This is a genomic window from Klebsiella sp. RIT-PI-d (assembly GCF_001187865.1).
Taxonomy (GTDB): Bacteria; Pseudomonadota; Gammaproteobacteria; order Enterobacterales; family Enterobacteriaceae; genus Superficieibacter.
Map to the genome: position 1 here is coordinate 437,178 of NZ_LGIT01000009.1, position 15,752 is coordinate 452,929.

Here is a 15,752-nt window from a genome sequence, read left to right on the forward strand (position 1 = left end):
GTCTCCTTAGCGCCTTATGCTTAAGACTGCCGCCAACCGAATTTACCTTCAGCCTGAAGTTTAACGTGACCAGTTTGTTATGTGGCTTACAGCTCTGCGTGTAGAGGACAAACCAGGGTACAGAGCAATGGGCGCTGGCAGGTACGCGTTAATACTACACTGAAACAGTGGCAAATCAGGATGTTGCAATCCGAATAATTCAAACCGGGACATCACTAATACCTGTACTGATTACTGCGGTCAATATCATCACACTGTTACATAACTTATTCGCAGGTGAAAGAGTGACCCCATAACTTTTACGCATTATATGACTTTTCGGCTCACGTTTGTAACAATAATGTTTAATATTTGTCAAATCAGATGATTAAATTTTAAAATAATGTTGTTATCGTGACCCTGATCACTGTTCAGCATAAAACCCGACAAACTGTATGTAGGTTAATTGTAATGATTTTGTGAACATCCTATACTGCCGCCAGGTCTCCGGAATATCCTGCAATCCCGAGCCACCCAGCGTAAGCCCGCGTCATTTGAACTGGTATTAACCATTTTTTTTCATGACGTATGGTTATAGAAAGGACGCTGTCTGACCCGCACGCAGACCGGAGGAAGGGAACAATAAGAACAGCATGTGGGCGTTATTCATGATAAAAAATGTCAAAAAACAAAGACCTGTCAACCTGGATCTGACCACGATCCGGTTTCCTGTAACGGCTATAGCGTCCATTCTCCACCGCGCGTCCGGCGTCATCACTTTTGTGGCGGTCGGATTGTTATTGTGGCTGCTGGGCACCAGCCTCTCTTCGCCTGAAGGCTTTCTTACCGCATCGTCCATCATGGACAGCTTTTTCGTCAAATTCATTATGTGGGGCATTCTTACCGCGCTGGCATATCACGCCGTCGGTGGAATTCGTCACATGCTGATGGATGTCGGTTATCTGGAAGAGACCTTTGCCGCCGGGCAGCGTACCGCCTGGCTTGCTTTTATTATTACTGTCGTGCTTTCAATTCTCGCAGGAGTCCTCGTATGGTAAGCAACGCCTCAGCACTCGGGCGCAACGGCGTACACGACTTCATTCTGGTTCGCGCTACGGCCATTATTCTGACCCTGTACATTATTTATATGGTCGGTTTTTTTGCCCTCACCAGCGACGTAACCTGGGAAGTCTGGTCTGGTTTCTTTGCTTCCGCTTTCACCAAAGTGTTCACTCTGCTGGCTCTGTTCTCTGTCTTGATCCATGCCTGGATTGGCATGTGGCAGGTGTTGACCGACTACGTTAAATCACTGGCGCTGCGTCTGACGCTGCAACTGGCAATTGTCATTGCCCTGGTAACGTATGTCATTTATGGATTTGTTGTGGTGTGGGGGATGTAATGAAACTGCCAGTCAGAGAATTTGATGCTGTTGTTATTGGAGCCGGTGGCGCAGGTATGCGCGCGGCACTGCAAATTTCACAGAGCGGCCAGACCTGCGCGCTGCTGTCAAAAGTCTTTCCAACCCGATCGCATACCGTGTCGGCGCAGGGCGGGATCACCGTCGCGCTGGGCAATACCCATGAAGATAACTGGGAATGGCACATGTACGACACCGTAAAAGGGTCGGACTATATCGGCGATCAGGATGCCATCGAATATATGTGTAAAACCGGACCGGAAGCGATTCTGGAACTGGAACATATGGGCCTGCCGTTTTCGCGCCTCGATGACGGCTCCATTTATCAGCGTCCGTTTGGCGGCCAGTCGAAAAACTTCGGTGGCGAGCAGGCGGCACGTACCGCAGCGGCTGCCGACCGAACCGGTCATGCGCTACTGCACACGCTCTATCAGCAGAACCTGAAAAACAAAACGACGATCTTCTCCGAGTGGTACGCGCTTGACCTCGTCAAGAATGAAGATGGCGCAGTGGTAGGATGCACTGCCCTGAGTATCGAAACGGGTGAAGTCGTCTATTTCAAAGCGAAAGCCACCGTCCTGGCAACGGGTGGCGCGGGCCGTATTTATCAGTCCACCACCAATGCGCATATTAATACTGGTGACGGCGTAGGTATGGCACTGCGTGCCGGCGTGCCGGTGCAGGATATGGAAATGTGGCAGTTTCACCCGACCGGTATCGCCGGCGCGGGCGTTCTGGTCACCGAAGGCTGCCGTGGTGAAGGTGGCTACCTGCTGAATAAACACGGCGAGCGTTTCATGGAACGCTACGCGCCGAATGCTAAAGATCTTGCCGGTCGCGACGTAGTGGCGCGTTCCATTATGATCGAAATTCGCGAAGGTCGCGGCTGTGAAGGTCCGTGGGGCCCGCATGCCAAACTTAAACTCGATCATCTGGGTAAAGAAGTTCTGGAATCTCGTCTGCCGGGTATTCTTGAATTATCCCGTACCTTTGCCCACGTTGACCCGGTCAAAGAGCCGATCCCGGTTATTCCAACCTGCCACTATATGATGGGCGGTATTCCGACCAAAGTCACCGGTCAGGCGCTGACGGTGAACGAGCAGGGCGAAGATGTCGTAATTCCAGGCCTGTTTGCGGTGGGTGAAATCGCCTGTGTCTCGGTCCACGGCGCTAACCGTCTCGGCGGAAACTCGCTGCTTGACCTGGTGGTCTTTGGCCGCGCGGCAGGGCTGCATCTGCTGGAATCCATCGCTGAGCAGGGCGAGCTGCGTGATGCTCGTGAAGAAGATATCGACTTGTCACTTGAGCGTCTTAACCGCTGGAATAACAACCGTGATGGTGAAGATCCGGTGGTTATTCGTAAAGCGCTACAGGAATGTATGCAGCATAATTTCTCGGTTTTCCGCGAAGGCGATGCGATGGCGAAAGGGCTGGAGCAGCTTAAGCAAATCCGCGAGCGTTTGAAAAATGCCCGTCTGGATGATACTTCAAGCGAATTCAATACCCAGCGCGTCGAGTGTCTGGAGCTGGATAACCTGATGGAAACGGCTTACGCAACCGCCGTGTCTGCTAACTTCCGTACCGAAAGCCGCGGCGCGCACAGTCGCTTCGACTATCCGGATCGTGACGATGCTAACTGGCTGTGTCATAGCCTGTATCTGCCGCAGTCGGAATCCATGACGCGCCGAAGCGTCAATATGGAACCGAAGCTGCGTCCGGCGTTCCCGCCGAAGATTCGTACCTACTAACGCGGAGACAGGAAGATGAAACTCGAATTCTCGATTTATCGCTATAACCCGGATGTCGATGACGCTCCGCGGATGCAGGATTACACCCTTGAGGGCGAAGAAGGGCGCGATATGATGCTGCTCGACGCGTTGATGCAGCTTAAAGAACAGGACCCGAGCCTGTCGTTTCGCCGCTCGTGCCGTGAAGGTGTTTGTGGCTCCGACGGACTGAATATGAACGGTAAAAACGGTCTGGCCTGTATCACCCCGGTATCGGCGCTCGGCAACGGCAAGAAAAAAATTGTTATCCGGCCGCTGCCGGGATTACCGGTCATCCGCGATTTGGTGGTGGACATGGGGCAGTTCTATGCACAATATGAGAAGATTAAGCCTTACCTGTTGAATAATGGGCAAAATCCACCCGCTCGCGAGCATTTACAGATGCCCGAACAGCGGGAAAAACTGGACGGGCTGTATGAATGTATTCTCTGTGCATGCTGCTCAACCTCATGCCCGTCGTTCTGGTGGAACCCGGAAAAGTTCATCGGTCCGGCCGGACTACTGGCCGCGTATCGCTTCCTGATCGACAGCCGGGATACCGAAACCGACAGCCGTCTCGATGGATTGAGCGATGCTTTCAGCGTATTCCGCTGCCACAGCATCATGAACTGCGTCAGTGTATGTCCAAAGGGGCTGAACCCGACGCGTGCCATCGGCCATATTAAGTCGATGCTGCTGCAACGCAGCGCCTGAGTGGGAGATGCCGGATGACGACGCAAGCGTCTTATCCGGCCTGTAAAGGATAACGTAGCAACACGCCCGGTAAGCATAGCGCCACCGGGCAACGCAGTAACAGTGCAGGAAACCTTTAAAAACTGCCGGATGGACGTCCTCCTCTGAAAAGGAAAAGGATCGCACCAGGGGTCATGCTCTCGGACAGTTTTTAAAGGTTCCTTCGCGGGCCGGTGTAGACAAGAGCTCGCAAGTGAACCCTGGGACGTGCGTCAGACGGCGTACGTTGTAGTTATCCACGGCGATATAAGCATATAGATGCTTAAGGGATCACGATGCAGAACGGCGCAATGAAAGCCTGGCTGGACTCTTCTTTCCTCTCTGGGGCCAACCAGAGCTGGATAGAACAGCTCTATGAAGACTTCTTAACCGATCCTGACTCTGTAGACGTCAAATGGCGTTCAATGTTCCAGCAGTTACCTGGCACCGGAGTTAAACCGGATCAATTCCATTCCAAAACGCGTGATTATTTCCGCCGCCTGGCGAAGGATGCCTCACGTTACACCGCTTCAGTTTCCGATCCTGATACCAACGTAAAGCAGGTTAAAGTCCTGCAACTGATCAACGCTTATCGTTTCCGTGGTCACCAACATGCGAATCTCGATCCGCTGGGATTATGGAAACAGGATCGCGTAGCGGATCTGGACCCGTCATTCCATGATTTAACCGAAGCTGATTTCCAGGAAAGCTTTAACGTGGGCTCTTTTGCCATTGGCAAAGATACCATGAAGCTGGGCGAGCTGATTGACGCCCTGAAACAGACGTATTGCGGCTCTATTGGCGCAGAATATATGCATATCACCTCCACGGAAGAGAAACGCTGGCTTCAGCAGCGTATCGAATCGGTGGCGGGCCACGCCAGTTTCAGCGCCGAAGAGAAAAAACGTTTTCTCGGTGAACTGACGGCGGCAGAAGGGCTGGAGCGCTATCTGGGTGCGAAATTCCCCGGCGCGAAACGCTTCTCGCTGGAAGGGGGCGATGCCCTGATCCCGATGCTAAAAGAGATGATCCGCCACGCCGGTAAAAGCGGCACCCGTGAAGTGGTGCTGGGAATGGCGCACCGTGGTCGTCTGAACGTCCTGATCAACGTGCTGGGCAAACAGTCGCAGGATCTGTTTGACGAATTTGCCGGTAAACACAAAGAACATCTGGGCACTGGTGATGTGAAATACCATCAGGGCTTCTCATCGGATATCGAAACCGAAGGTGGGCTGGTGCATCTGGCGCTGGCATTTAACCCGTCGCATCTGGAAATTGTCAGCCCGGTAGTGATGGGGTCAGTGCGCGCGCGCCTCGACAGACTCGACGAGCCGAGCAGCAATAAAGTATTGCCGATCACCATTCACGGCGATGCCGCCGTCGCCGGGCAGGGCGTGGTTCAGGAAACCCTGAACATGTCTAAAGCGCGCGGCTACGAAGTGGGCGGCACCGTACGCATTGTTATCAACAACCAGGTCGGCTTTACCACCTCAAACCCGCTGGATGCGCGCTCTACGCCATACTGTACCGATATCGGTAAGATGGTGATGGCTCCGATTTTCCACGTCAACGCGGACGATCCGGAAGCTGTCGCATTTGTTACCCGCGTGGCGCTTGAATTCCGTAATACCTTTAAGCGCGATGTGTTTATCGATCTGGTTTGCTACCGTCGTCACGGCCATAACGAAGCCGATGAGCCAAGCGCAACCCAGCCGCTGATGTATCAAAAAATTAAAAAGCACCCGACGCCGCGTAAACTGTATGCCGACCGTCTGGAGCAGGAAAAGGTTGCCACGCTGGAAGACGCCACCGAAATGGTGAATCTGTATCGCGATGCGCTGGATGCCGGTGAGTGCGTGGTGAAAGAGTTCCGCCCGATGAACATGCACTCCTTTACCTGGTCGCCTTACCTTAACCACGAGTGGGATGAAAGCTATCCGAACAAAGTGGAAATGAAGCGCGTTCAGGAACTGGCGAAGCGGATCAGCGCCGTACCGGACGGCATTGAAATGCAGTCGCGGGTTGCCAAAATTTATGGCGATCGCCAGGCAATGGCCGCCGGTGAAAAATTGTTTGACTGGGGTGGCGCAGAAAACCTCGCTTACGCCACGCTGGTAGATGAAGGGATCGCGGTACGTCTTTCCGGGGAAGACTCCGGACGCGGCACCTTCTTCCATCGTCATGCCGTCATTCATAATCAGGCTAATGGCTCCAACTACACGCCGCTTCAGCATATCCACAACGCGCAGGGACCGTTCAGAGTCTGGGACTCCGTGCTGTCTGAGGAAGCGGTACTGGCCTTTGAATATGGCTATGCAACGGCTGAACCTCGTACCCTGACTATCTGGGAAGCGCAGTTCGGCGACTTCGCCAACGGCGCTCAGGTGGTTATCGACCAGTTTATCTCGTCTGGCGAGCAGAAATGGGGCCGGATGTGTGGCCTGGTGATGCTGCTGCCGCACGGCTACGAAGGGCAGGGTCCGGAGCACTCCTCCGCACGTCTGGAACGTTATCTGCAACTCTGCGCTGAGCAGAATATGCAGGTCTGCGTCCCGTCTACGCCGGCTCAGGTTTACCATATGCTGCGTCGCCAGGCGCTGCGCGGAATGCGCCGGCCGCTGGTGGTGATGTCGCCGAAATCGCTGCTGCGTCATCCGCTCGCGGTGTCAACGCTTGAGGAACTGGCCAACGGCACCTTCATGCCGGCTATTGGCGAAGTCGATGAGCTGGATCCGCAGGCCGTGAAGCGGGTCGTAATGTGTTCTGGTAAGGTGTATTACGACCTGCTGGAGCAGCGCCGCAAGAACGATCAACACGATGTCGCCATTGTGCGTATCGAACAGCTCTACCCGTTCCCGCATCAGGCGGTTCAGGAAGCGCTGAAGCCATACGCTCACGTACATGATTTTGTCTGGTGTCAGGAAGAACCGCTCAACCAGGGAGCCTGGTACTGCAGCCAGCATCATTTCCGTGAAGTCGTCCCCTTTGGGTCAGCCCTGCGCTATGCAGGTCGCCCGGCCTCTGCCTCACCGGCGGTAGGATATATGTCCGTTCACCAGAAACAGCAGCAAGATCTGGTCAATGACGCGCTGAACGTCGATTAATTAAAGGATAAATAATGAGTAGCGTAGATATTCTTGTTCCCGACCTGCCTGAATCCGTTGCGGATGCAACTGTGGCGACCTGGCATAAAAAACCTGGCGACGCCGTAAAACGCGATGAAGTGCTGGTAGAAATCGAAACGGATAAAGTGGTACTGGAAGTACCGGCGTCGGCGGACGGCATCCTGGAAGCCTTACTCGAAGATGAAGGGGCCACTGTTACCTCTCGTCAAATTCTCGGTCGTTTGCGCGAAGGTAACAGTTCGGGCAAAGAGACCAGCGAGAAATCCGAATCGAAAGAATCCACGCCGGCACAGCGTCAGCAGGCATCGCTGGAAGATCAAAGCAACGATGCGCTCAGCCCGGCGATCCGTCGTCTGCTGTCTGAGCACAATCTTGAAGCCAGCGCGATTAAAGGCACTGGCGTCGGCGGACGTATTACCCGTGAAGATGTCGATAAACATCTGAGCAGCGCTCCGGCAAAAGCCGAAGAAAAAGCCGCGCCTGCATCTGCGCCACAGGCAGCGCCACAGTTGGGCAACCGCTCTGAAAAACGCGTTCCGATGACCCGTCTGCGCAAACGCGTGGCAGAACGTCTGCTGGAAGCGAAAAACTCTACCGCCATGCTGACCACCTTTAACGAAGTCAACATGAAGCCGATTATGGATCTGCGTAAGCAGTACGGCGATGCGTTCGAGAAACGTCACGGTATTCGTCTGGGCTTTATGTCCTTCTACGTCAAAGCCGTTGTTGAAGCGCTTAAACGCTATCCTGAAGTCAATGCCTCCATTGATGGCGATGACGTGGTGTATCACAACTATTTCGACGTGAGCATGGCCGTTTCCACGCCGCGCGGTCTGGTTACCCCAGTGCTGCGTGATGTTGATGCACTCGGAATGGCCGATATCGAAAAACGAATCAAAGAGCTGGCGCTGAAAGGGCGCGACGGCAAATTGACGGTAGACGATCTGACCGGCGGTAACTTCACCATTACCAACGGTGGCGTCTTTGGTTCCCTGATGTCCACACCGATCATCAACCCGCCGCAGAGTGCGATCCTCGGTATGCACGCCATTAAAGACCGGCCAATGGCGGTCGAGGGTAAAGTTGAGATCCTGCCAATGATGTATCTGGCGCTTTCCTACGATCACCGCCTGATTGATGGACGTGAATCCGTCGGCTTCCTGGTGGCGATTAAAGACCTGCTGGAAGATCCGACTCGCCTGCTGCTGGACGTGTAATTACTAAGAGTATCACCTGCCTGCACGCCGGACACATCCGGTCTGCAGGCACAATGATAACGATTATCTGAAGGATGGACAGAAGACATGAATTTACATGAATATCAGGCAAAACAACTGTTTGCCCGCTATGGTTTGCCTGCTCCGGTCGGCTATGCCTGCAACACGCCGCGCGAGGCAGAAGAAGCAGCCTCGAAAATCGGTGCCGGCCCGTGGGTGGTAAAATGCCAGGTTCACGCAGGCGGCCGCGGTAAAGCTGGCGGAGTGAAAGTAGTTAAAAGCAAAGATGAAATCCGCGCCTTTGCCGAGCACTGGCTGGGCAAACGCCTGGTGACCTACCAGACAGATGCTACTGGTCAGCCGGTTAACCAGATCCTGGTAGAAGCAGCAACTGACATCGACAAAGAGCTGTATCTTGGCGCGGTAGTTGACCGCAGCTCCCGCCGCGTTGTGTTTATGGCCTCCACCGAAGGTGGCGTGGAAATCGAAAAAGTGGCGGAAGAAACCCCGCACCTGATCCACAAAATCGCCCTCGATCCGCTGGCGGGTCCGATGCCGTACCAGGGCCGTGAACTGGCATTTAAACTGGGTCTGGAAGGTAAACAGGTTCAGCAGTTCACCAAAATCTTTATGGGGCTGGCGACCATTTTCCTTGAGCGCGATCTGGCGCTTATTGAAATTAACCCGCTGGTTATCACTAAACAGGGCGATCTGATTTGTCTTGATGGCAAACTCGGTGCCGACGGCAATGCGCTGTTCCGCCAGCCGGACCTGCGTGAAATGCGCGACCATTCTCAGGAAGATGCCCGCGAATCTCAGGCGGCACAGTGGGAATTAAACTACGTTGCGCTGGACGGTAATATCGGCTGTATGGTTAACGGCGCAGGCCTGGCGATGGGAACCATGGACATCGTTAAACTGCACGGCGGCGAACCGGCTAACTTCCTCGATGTAGGCGGCGGTGCGACTAAAGAACGCGTTACCGAGGCGTTTAAAATCATCCTCTCTGACGACAACGTTAAGGCGGTACTGGTTAACATCTTTGGCGGGATCGTACGCTGTGACCTGATTGCCGACGGCATCATTGGCGCGGTAGAAGAAGTTGGTGTTAACGTTCCGGTAGTTGTGCGTCTTGAAGGTAATAACGCGGAGCTGGGGGCGAAGCGCCTGGCAGACAGCGGCCTGAATATTATTGCAGCGAAGAGTCTGACGGATGCAGCCCAGCAGGTCGTTGGCGCAGTGGAGGGGAAATAATGTCAGTTTTAATCGATAAAAACACCAAAGTCATCTGCCAGGGTTTCACCGGAAGCCAGGGGACGTTCCACTCTGAACAGGCGATTGCGTACGGTACGCAAATGGTCGGCGGCGTTACGCCGGGTAAAGGCGGCACCGAACATCTGGGCCTGCCGGTATTCAATACCGTGCGTGAAGCAGTAGAAGCGACGGGTGCAACTGCCTCGGTGATCTACGTTCCGGCTCCGTTCTGTAAGGATTCAATTCTTGAAGCCATTGATGCCGGCATCAAACTGATCATTACCATTACGGAAGGTATTCCGACCCTGGATATGCTGGTGGTAAAAGTCGCGCTTGATGAAGCAGGCGTACGCATGATTGGGCCGAACTGTCCGGGTGTTATTACCCCCGGCGAATGCAAAATCGGCATCATGCCTGGCCACATTCATCAGCCGGGTAAAGTGGGGATCGTCTCTCGCTCGGGAACGTTGACCTATGAAGCGGTTAAGCAGACCACCGATTATGGCTTCGGTCAGTCTACCTGTGTGGGCATCGGTGGCGACCCGATCCCGGGCTCTAACTTTATCGATATCCTGAAGCTATTTCAGGAAGATCCGCAGACCGAAGCCATCGTTATGATCGGTGAAATCGGTGGCAGTGCGGAAGAAGAAGCGGCAGCGTATATTAAAGACCACGTTACCAAACCGGTTGTAGGCTATATCGCAGGCGTAACCGCACCGAAGGGCAAACGTATGGGCCATGCAGGCGCAATCATTGCCGGCGGGAAAGGTACCGCAGACGAGAAGTTTGCCGCGCTGGAAGCGGCAGGCGTGAAAACCGTACGCAGCCTGGCGGACATCGGTGAAGCGCTAAAAGCCATTATTAAGTAAAAACACGGCTCCCCGCCAGAGGGAGCGTGATATCGACATGGTTGGCCGCTGAAATGCGGCCTTTTTTATATTCGCTGATTCCTTATCGGCAGCACTAAAAGCTGGGGAAGTGGGCGTATGTTCGCCAGAGAGCTTAATTTTTTATTGCCGTATCGTCAGGCGTTAAAAGGTATTCAGGCCATCCTAATATTTGAACGCGAATATTTAATGTTGTAGCAGACGATACGTTTATTGCTAAATGAATATCGGCGAGGGAATGCCATGCAGGGATAACGTGCAGAGGCTTTTAACGTTAGCGAAGTACTGTTCAGGTATGCAAAATATATGGCGTGTCTGTTCATTTTTAACGATACGTTTGCCGAACAGGATAAAGGCTGTTTCTGCTCGCATCGGTTCCAGGCGTAAGTAATAGTCATCCCGATATAGTCACGCTGCGGTAGGGATAATGATGCTCTGGTATATGAACCCGCAGTGCATCAGGATGCCGGGCAATGTGCCCCGATAGCAGCTATATCCGTATGGCTTAAGACACCTTCGCTGGCAGGGTCCTTTTTCGTGCCTGTTATTTTGATAACGATCGCTCTTGTTGGTTAACATGTAATTAACATTAATATCACTATTACTATTTATTTAGATCTAAATTAACAATAAGCCAAATAAATTGATTTAGATCAATATTTAAATGCTGGATATAATTCATCAAAATAGTTAAATTGTGCTGGATCAAATTGGCCCTGTTGGGCTGGTTTTGGTGAAAATTGATCGCCGTCGAAAATTGTAAATGCAATACGCTAAACCTGTTTATCGTAAGGATATTACAGAGTAATATATTTTCGGTATCAATAAAGCTGTTTTTTAACATATTTGCAACTTTCATCCGTCGCCGTACTTTATCGCACGCGGCAGTGGGGGAAGGAGCTAATCATTTTGTATTGGGGCATGTGTGTGATCCTTTCTAACGGGGTTCACTCTCGGAGTCTTCATGCGATGAGCAAGGAGTCAGAATGTTAGATGTCGTCGAACTGTCGCGCTTACAGTTTGCCTTGACTGCGATGTATCACTTCCTGTTTGTGCCGCTGACGCTAGGTATGGCGTTCCTGCTGGCCATTATGGAAACGGTTTATGTCCTTTCGGGTAAACAGATTTACAAAGATATGACCAAATTCTGGGGCAAGTTGTTTGGTATCAACTTTGCGCTGGGTGTTGCTACGGGTTTAACCATGGAGTTCCAGTTTGGGACAAACTGGTCTTACTATTCCCATTATGTAGGTGATATTTTCGGTGCGCCGCTGGCCATTGAAGGGCTGATGGCCTTCTTCCTCGAGTCCACCTTTGTAGGTCTGTTTTTCTTCGGTTGGGACCGCCTGAGTAAAGTTCAGCACATGGCCGTTACATGGCTGGTGGCACTGGGCTCTAACCTTTCCGCGCTGTGGATCCTGGTCGCTAACGGCTGGATGCAGAACCCGATCGCATCGGATTTCAACTTTGAAACCATGCGTATGGAAATGGTCAGCTTCTCGGAGCTGGTACTTAACCCGGTCGCACAGGTGAAATTTGTTCACACCGTGGCCTCAGGCTATGTTTGCGGCGCGATGTTTGTGCTGGGCATCAGCTCCTACTATATGCTGCGCGGTCGTGACTTTGCGTTTGCAAAACGTTCGTTTGCTATTGCGGCCAGCTTTGGCATGGCAGCAGTACTTTCCGTTATCGTTCTGGGTGATGAATCCGGTTATGAAATGGGCGACGTACAGAAAACGAAACTTGCTGCTATCGAAGCTGAATGGGAAACACAGCCGGCTCCAGCGTCGTTTACGCTGTTTGGCATTCCCGATCAGGAGACTGAACAAAACCGCTTCGCCATTCAGATTCCTTATGCGCTGGGTATTATTGCGACCCGTTCTGTCGACACGCCGGTTATCGGTCTGAAAGAGCTGATGGTGCAGCATGAGGCGCGGATCCGTAACGGGATGCAGGCTTACCATTTGCTGGAAGAGCTGCGTTCAGGATCGACCGATCAGAATGTTCGCGATCGCTTTAATAGCGTGAAGAAAGATCTGGGGTACGGTCTGCTTCTCAAACGCTATACCGAAAACGTGACCGATGCGACCGAAGCGCAAATCCAGCAGGCAACCAAGGATTCTATTCCTCGCGTTGCACCGTTGTACTTCGCATTCCGCATCATGGTGGCCTGCGGCATATTAATGCTGTTAATCATTGCAGCCTCCTTCTGGAGCGTTATCCGCAACCGCATTGGTCAGAAAAGATGGCTGCTGCGCACCGCCTTCTATGCGATTCCACTGCCGTGGATTGCGATTGAATCCGGCTGGTTTGTTGCGGAATATGGTCGCCAGCCCTGGGCTATCGGCGAAGTTCTCCCGACGGCCGTGGCGAACTCCTCGTTAACGCCGGGCGATCTGATCTTCTCTATGCTGTTAATTTGCGGCCTGTACACACTGTTCCTGGTGGCAGAGTTGTTCCTGATGTTCAAATTTGCACGCCTTGGCCCGAGCAGCCTGAAGACCGGTCGTTATCACTACGAACAGTCTACCGTTGTTTCTCAGCCGGCACGCTAAGACAGGAGTCGTCAAATGATCGATTATGAAGTATTGCGTTTTATCTGGTGGCTGTTAATTGGTGTTTTGCTAATTGGTTTCGCCGTCACCGACGGTTTCGATATGGGGGTGGGTATGCTCACCCGCTTCCTCGGTCGTAATGACACCGAGCGTCGAATCATGATTAACTCTATCGCGCCGCACTGGGACGGTAACCAGGTATGGCTCATCACGGCGGGCGGCGCGTTATTTGCCGCCTGGCCGATGGTCTATGCCGCGGCGTTCTCCGGCTTTTATGTGGCGATGATCCTGGTGCTGGCATCTCTGTTCTTCCGTCCGGTCGGCTTTGACTACCGCTCGAAGATTGAAGTGTCGCGCTGGCGTAACATGTGGGACTGGGGCATTTTCATCGGCAGCTTTGTTCCACCGCTGGTGATTGGCGTGGCGTTCGGTAACCTGTTACAGGGCGTACCGTTTAACGTCGACGAATATATGCGTCTGTACTACACCGGTAACTTCTTCCAGCTGCTAAACCCGTTTGGTTTACTGGCAGGCGTGGTTAGCGTGGCGATGATCATTACCCAGGGCGCAACGTATCTGCAGATGCGTACCGTAGGTGAACTGCACCTGCGTGCTCGTACCACGTCGCAGATTGCCGCGCTGGTGACCATGATCGGCTTCGCGCTGGCGGGTGTTTGGGTTATGTACGGTATTGATGGCTATGTTCTGACATCGGCTATCGACCATCATGCTGCCTCGAATCCACTGACCAAAGAGGTCGCGCGTCAGGCGGGAGCATGGCTGGTTAACTTTAATACTATGCCGGCGCTGTGGCTCGTACCTGCGTTGGGGGTGGTTCTGCCACTGTTAACTATCCTGCTGTCTCGTCTGGAAAGAGGTGCGCTGGCGTTTGTTGTCTCTTCACTGACTCTGGCCTGCATTATTCTGACGGCCGGTATCGCCATGTTCCCGTTTATCATGCCGTCCAGCACAATGATGAATGCGAGCCTGACGATGTGGGATGCGACATCCAGCCAGATGACGCTAAATCTGATGACGTTCGTGGCGCTGGTGTTCGTACCGATTATTCTTCTCTACACCGCATGGTGTTACTGGAAGATGTTCGGGCGCATCACTAAAGAGCAGATCGAAAGCAACACTCACTCTCTGTACTAAGTAAGGAGCTAAATATGTGGTATTTCGCATGGATTCTGGGAACGCTCCTTGCCTGTGCATTTGGTATCATCACCGCCCTGGCGCTTGAGCATGTTGACGCGCCTAACGTGGATGAAGAAAAACAGTGATGGTTAACATTATCGCAATGCTGTACGCGGTAATGGACAAGCGCCCGTTAAGGGCGCTTTCACTGATCATGGCGTTAGTGCTGGCAGGCTGTATGTTCTGGGACCCGACCCGCTTTGCGGCAAGGACCAGCGAGCTTGCGATATGGCACGGTCTGATCTTAATGTGGGCCGTCTGTGCAGGGGTGATCCACGGGGTGGGTTTTCGCCCACGCGCCGTGCTCTGGCAGGGTATTTTCTGTCCGCTTATCGCCGATTTAGTTCTGATTGCCGGCTTGATTTTTTTCTTTAATTGAGCAAGTACACATCTTTACGTTTATGGGCTTGCAAAAGCCCATAAATTTTTACTCCACGTTTACTTCAACCCATTCCAAACCACCTTTCCCACGCGTATAGTAGCGAAGTTTGAATGCTCTAACCTTTTTTCGTTACCAGGATGTAAAGTGAATACAACGCTGTTTCGATGGCCGGTTCGCGTCTATTATGAAGATACCGATGCCGGGGGTGTGGTTTACCATGCCAGCTATGTGGCTTTCTACGAAAGAGCACGCACAGAGATGCTGCGCCACCACCACTTTAGCCAGCAGGTCATGTTGGCTGAACGTGTCGCCTTTGTGGTACGCAAAATGACGATTGAGTATTTTGCCCCTGCCAGACTTGATGACATGCTCGACATCCAGACAGAAATAACATCTATGCGGGGCACCTCACTGGTTTTCACGCAGCGTATCGTCAATGCAGAGAATACAGTACTGAACGAAGCTGAAGTGCTTATCGTCTGTGTTGATCCACTCATTATGAAGCCTCGTGCGCTTCCCAAGTCTATTGTCGCGGAGTTTAAGCAGTGACTGACATGAACATCCTTGATTTGTTCCTGAAGGCAGGCCTTCTGGTTAAACTGATCATGCTGATCCTGATGGGTTTCTCGATTGCATCGTGGGCTATCATCATCCAGCGAACTCGTATTCTTCATGCTGCTGCTCGTGAAGCCGAAGCGTTTGAAGACAAATTCTGGTCGGGTATTGAACTGTCCCGGCTGTATCAGGAAAGCCAGGGGCGTCGTGATAGCCTTGCCGGCTCCGAGCAGATTTTCTATAGCGGTTTTAAGGAATTTGCACGCCTGCATCGTGCCAATAACCATGCGCCAGAAGCGGTGGTTGAAGGCGCGTCGCGCGCAATGCGTATTTCAATGAGTCGCGAGCTGGAAACGCTGGAAACCCATATTCCCTTCCTCGGGACCGTCGGTTCTATCAGTCCTTATATTGGTCTGTTTGGTACCGTTTGGGGGATCATGCACGCCTTTATCGGTCTGGGCGCGGTGAAGCAGGCGACGTTGCAAATGGTTGCGCCGGGTATAGCAGAAGCGCTGATTGCGACAGCAATTGGTCTGTTTGCCGCAATCCCGGCCGTCATGGCTTATAACCGACTGACTCAGCGCGTTAGTAAACTTGAGCTGAACTACGACAACTTTATGGAAGAGTTTACCGCGATTCTGCACCGTCAGGCCTTTACCAGCAGCGAGAGCACCAAGGGGTAAATC

14 protein-coding genes are annotated in these 15,752 nt (G+C 52.7%); all 14 read left to right on the top strand.

Annotated features, from left to right (window positions below; all coding sequences use genetic code 11):
* Positions 1-632 precede the first annotated feature (632 nt).
* The 14 genes from sdhC (at position 633) to tolQ (ending at position 15,749) form a co-directional block, all read left to right on the top strand.
* Entirely contained in the window at positions 633-1,037 is a 405-nt protein-coding gene (sdhC, locus tag AC791_RS08660; protein ID WP_049840056.1) for a succinate dehydrogenase cytochrome b556 subunit, read from the top strand.
* A complete protein-coding gene (gene sdhD, locus AC791_RS08665) occupies positions 1,031-1,378 on the top strand; it encodes a succinate dehydrogenase membrane anchor subunit (RefSeq protein WP_049840057.1) in 348 nt (115 codons plus the stop codon). Before sdhC ends, sdhD begins: the two co-directional genes overlap by 7 nt.
* Positions 1,378-3,144 (top strand): succinate dehydrogenase flavoprotein subunit, encoded by a 1,767-nt coding sequence (gene sdhA, locus AC791_RS08670; protein ID WP_049840058.1) that lies wholly within the window; start codon positions 1,378-1,380, stop codon positions 3,142-3,144. Before sdhD ends, sdhA begins: the two co-directional genes overlap by 1 nt.
* A gap of 15 nt (positions 3,145-3,159) precedes the next feature.
* Positions 3,160-3,876, top strand: coding sequence for a succinate dehydrogenase iron-sulfur subunit SdhB (gene sdhB / locus AC791_RS08675; RefSeq protein WP_049840059.1), 717 nt, complete (start codon positions 3,160-3,162; stop codon positions 3,874-3,876).
* Positions 3,877-4,190: 314 nt separating this feature from the next.
* Entirely contained in the window at positions 4,191-6,998 is a 2,808-nt protein-coding gene (gene sucA, locus AC791_RS08680; RefSeq protein ID WP_049840060.1) for a 2-oxoglutarate dehydrogenase E1 component, read from the top strand.
* 14 nt (positions 6,999-7,012) lie between these two features.
* Positions 7,013-8,236 carry a 2-oxoglutarate dehydrogenase complex dihydrolipoyllysine-residue succinyltransferase gene (gene odhB, locus AC791_RS08685; protein ID WP_049840061.1) on the top strand — a complete coding sequence of 408 codons (1,224 nt, stop codon included), beginning with the start codon at positions 7,013-7,015 and terminating at the stop codon, positions 8,234-8,236.
* Positions 8,237-8,323: 87 nt separating this feature from the next.
* Positions 8,324-9,490, top strand: coding sequence for an ADP-forming succinate--CoA ligase subunit beta (gene sucC / locus AC791_RS08690; protein WP_049840062.1), 1,167 nt, complete (start codon positions 8,324-8,326; stop codon positions 9,488-9,490).
* Complete coding sequence (gene sucD, locus AC791_RS08695) at positions 9,490-10,359, top strand: succinate--CoA ligase subunit alpha (RefSeq protein ID WP_049840063.1); 870 nt, start codon at positions 9,490-9,492, stop codon at positions 10,357-10,359. The genes sucC and sucD overlap by 1 nt, the downstream gene beginning before the upstream one ends.
* Before the next feature lie 1,004 nt (positions 10,360-11,363).
* Complete coding sequence (gene cydA / locus AC791_RS08705; protein ID WP_049840065.1) at positions 11,364-12,932, top strand: cytochrome ubiquinol oxidase subunit I; 1,569 nt, start codon at positions 11,364-11,366, stop codon at positions 12,930-12,932.
* Between the two features lie 15 nt (positions 12,933-12,947).
* Positions 12,948-14,087, top strand: a complete 1,140-nt coding sequence (cydB, locus tag AC791_RS08710; protein ID WP_049840066.1) for a cytochrome d ubiquinol oxidase subunit II — start codon at positions 12,948-12,950, stop codon at positions 14,085-14,087.
* 14 nt (positions 14,088-14,101) lie between these two features.
* On the top strand, positions 14,102-14,215 hold the full coding sequence (gene cydX, locus AC791_RS19685) for a cytochrome bd-I oxidase subunit CydX (protein WP_072094319.1): 114 nt from the start codon (positions 14,102-14,104) through the stop codon (positions 14,213-14,215).
* Positions 14,215-14,508: a cyd operon protein YbgE gene (gene ybgE, locus AC791_RS08715; protein ID WP_049840067.1), complete on the top strand. Its 294-nt coding sequence runs from the start codon at positions 14,215-14,217 to the stop codon at positions 14,506-14,508. The genes cydX and ybgE overlap by 1 nt, the downstream gene beginning before the upstream one ends.
* Before the next feature lie 147 nt (positions 14,509-14,655).
* Entirely contained in the window at positions 14,656-15,060 is a 405-nt protein-coding gene (gene ybgC, locus AC791_RS08720) for a tol-pal system-associated acyl-CoA thioesterase (protein WP_049840068.1), read from the top strand.
* A complete protein-coding gene (gene tolQ / locus AC791_RS08725) occupies positions 15,057-15,749 on the top strand; it encodes a Tol-Pal system protein TolQ (RefSeq protein ID WP_148677781.1) in 693 nt (230 codons plus the stop codon). Before ybgC ends, tolQ begins: the two co-directional genes overlap by 4 nt.
* The last annotated feature ends 3 nt before the right edge of the window (positions 15,750-15,752 follow it).

Bases quoted from the DNA above. Each gene is read 5' to 3' on its own strand.
- sdhB (WP_049840059.1), top strand. From the start codon at position 3,160: ATGAAACTCGAATTCTCGATTTATCGCTATAACCCGGATGTCGATGAC.
- cydA (WP_049840065.1), top strand. From the start codon at position 11,364: ATGTTAGATGTCGTCGAACTGTCGCGCTTACAGTTTGCCTTGACTGCG.
- sdhA (WP_049840058.1), top strand. From the start codon at position 1,378: ATGAAACTGCCAGTCAGAGAATTTGATGCTGTTGTTATTGGAGCCGGT.
- odhB (WP_049840061.1), top strand. From the start codon at position 7,013: ATGAGTAGCGTAGATATTCTTGTTCCCGACCTGCCTGAATCCGTTGCG.
- sucD (WP_049840063.1), top strand. From the start codon at position 9,490: ATGTCAGTTTTAATCGATAAAAACACCAAAGTCATCTGCCAGGGTTTC.
- sdhC (WP_049840056.1), top strand. From the start codon at position 633: ATGTGGGCGTTATTCATGATAAAAAATGTCAAAAAACAAAGACCTGTC.
- ybgE (WP_049840067.1), top strand. From the start codon at position 14,215: ATGGTTAACATTATCGCAATGCTGTACGCGGTAATGGACAAGCGCCCG.
- cydB (WP_049840066.1), top strand. From the start codon at position 12,948: ATGATCGATTATGAAGTATTGCGTTTTATCTGGTGGCTGTTAATTGGT.
- cydX (WP_072094319.1), top strand. From the start codon at position 14,102: ATGTGGTATTTCGCATGGATTCTGGGAACGCTCCTTGCCTGTGCATTT.
- sucA (WP_049840060.1), top strand. From the start codon at position 4,191: ATGCAGAACGGCGCAATGAAAGCCTGGCTGGACTCTTCTTTCCTCTCT.
- sdhD (WP_049840057.1), top strand. From the start codon at position 1,031: ATGGTAAGCAACGCCTCAGCACTCGGGCGCAACGGCGTACACGACTTC.
- sucC (WP_049840062.1), top strand. From the start codon at position 8,324: ATGAATTTACATGAATATCAGGCAAAACAACTGTTTGCCCGCTATGGT.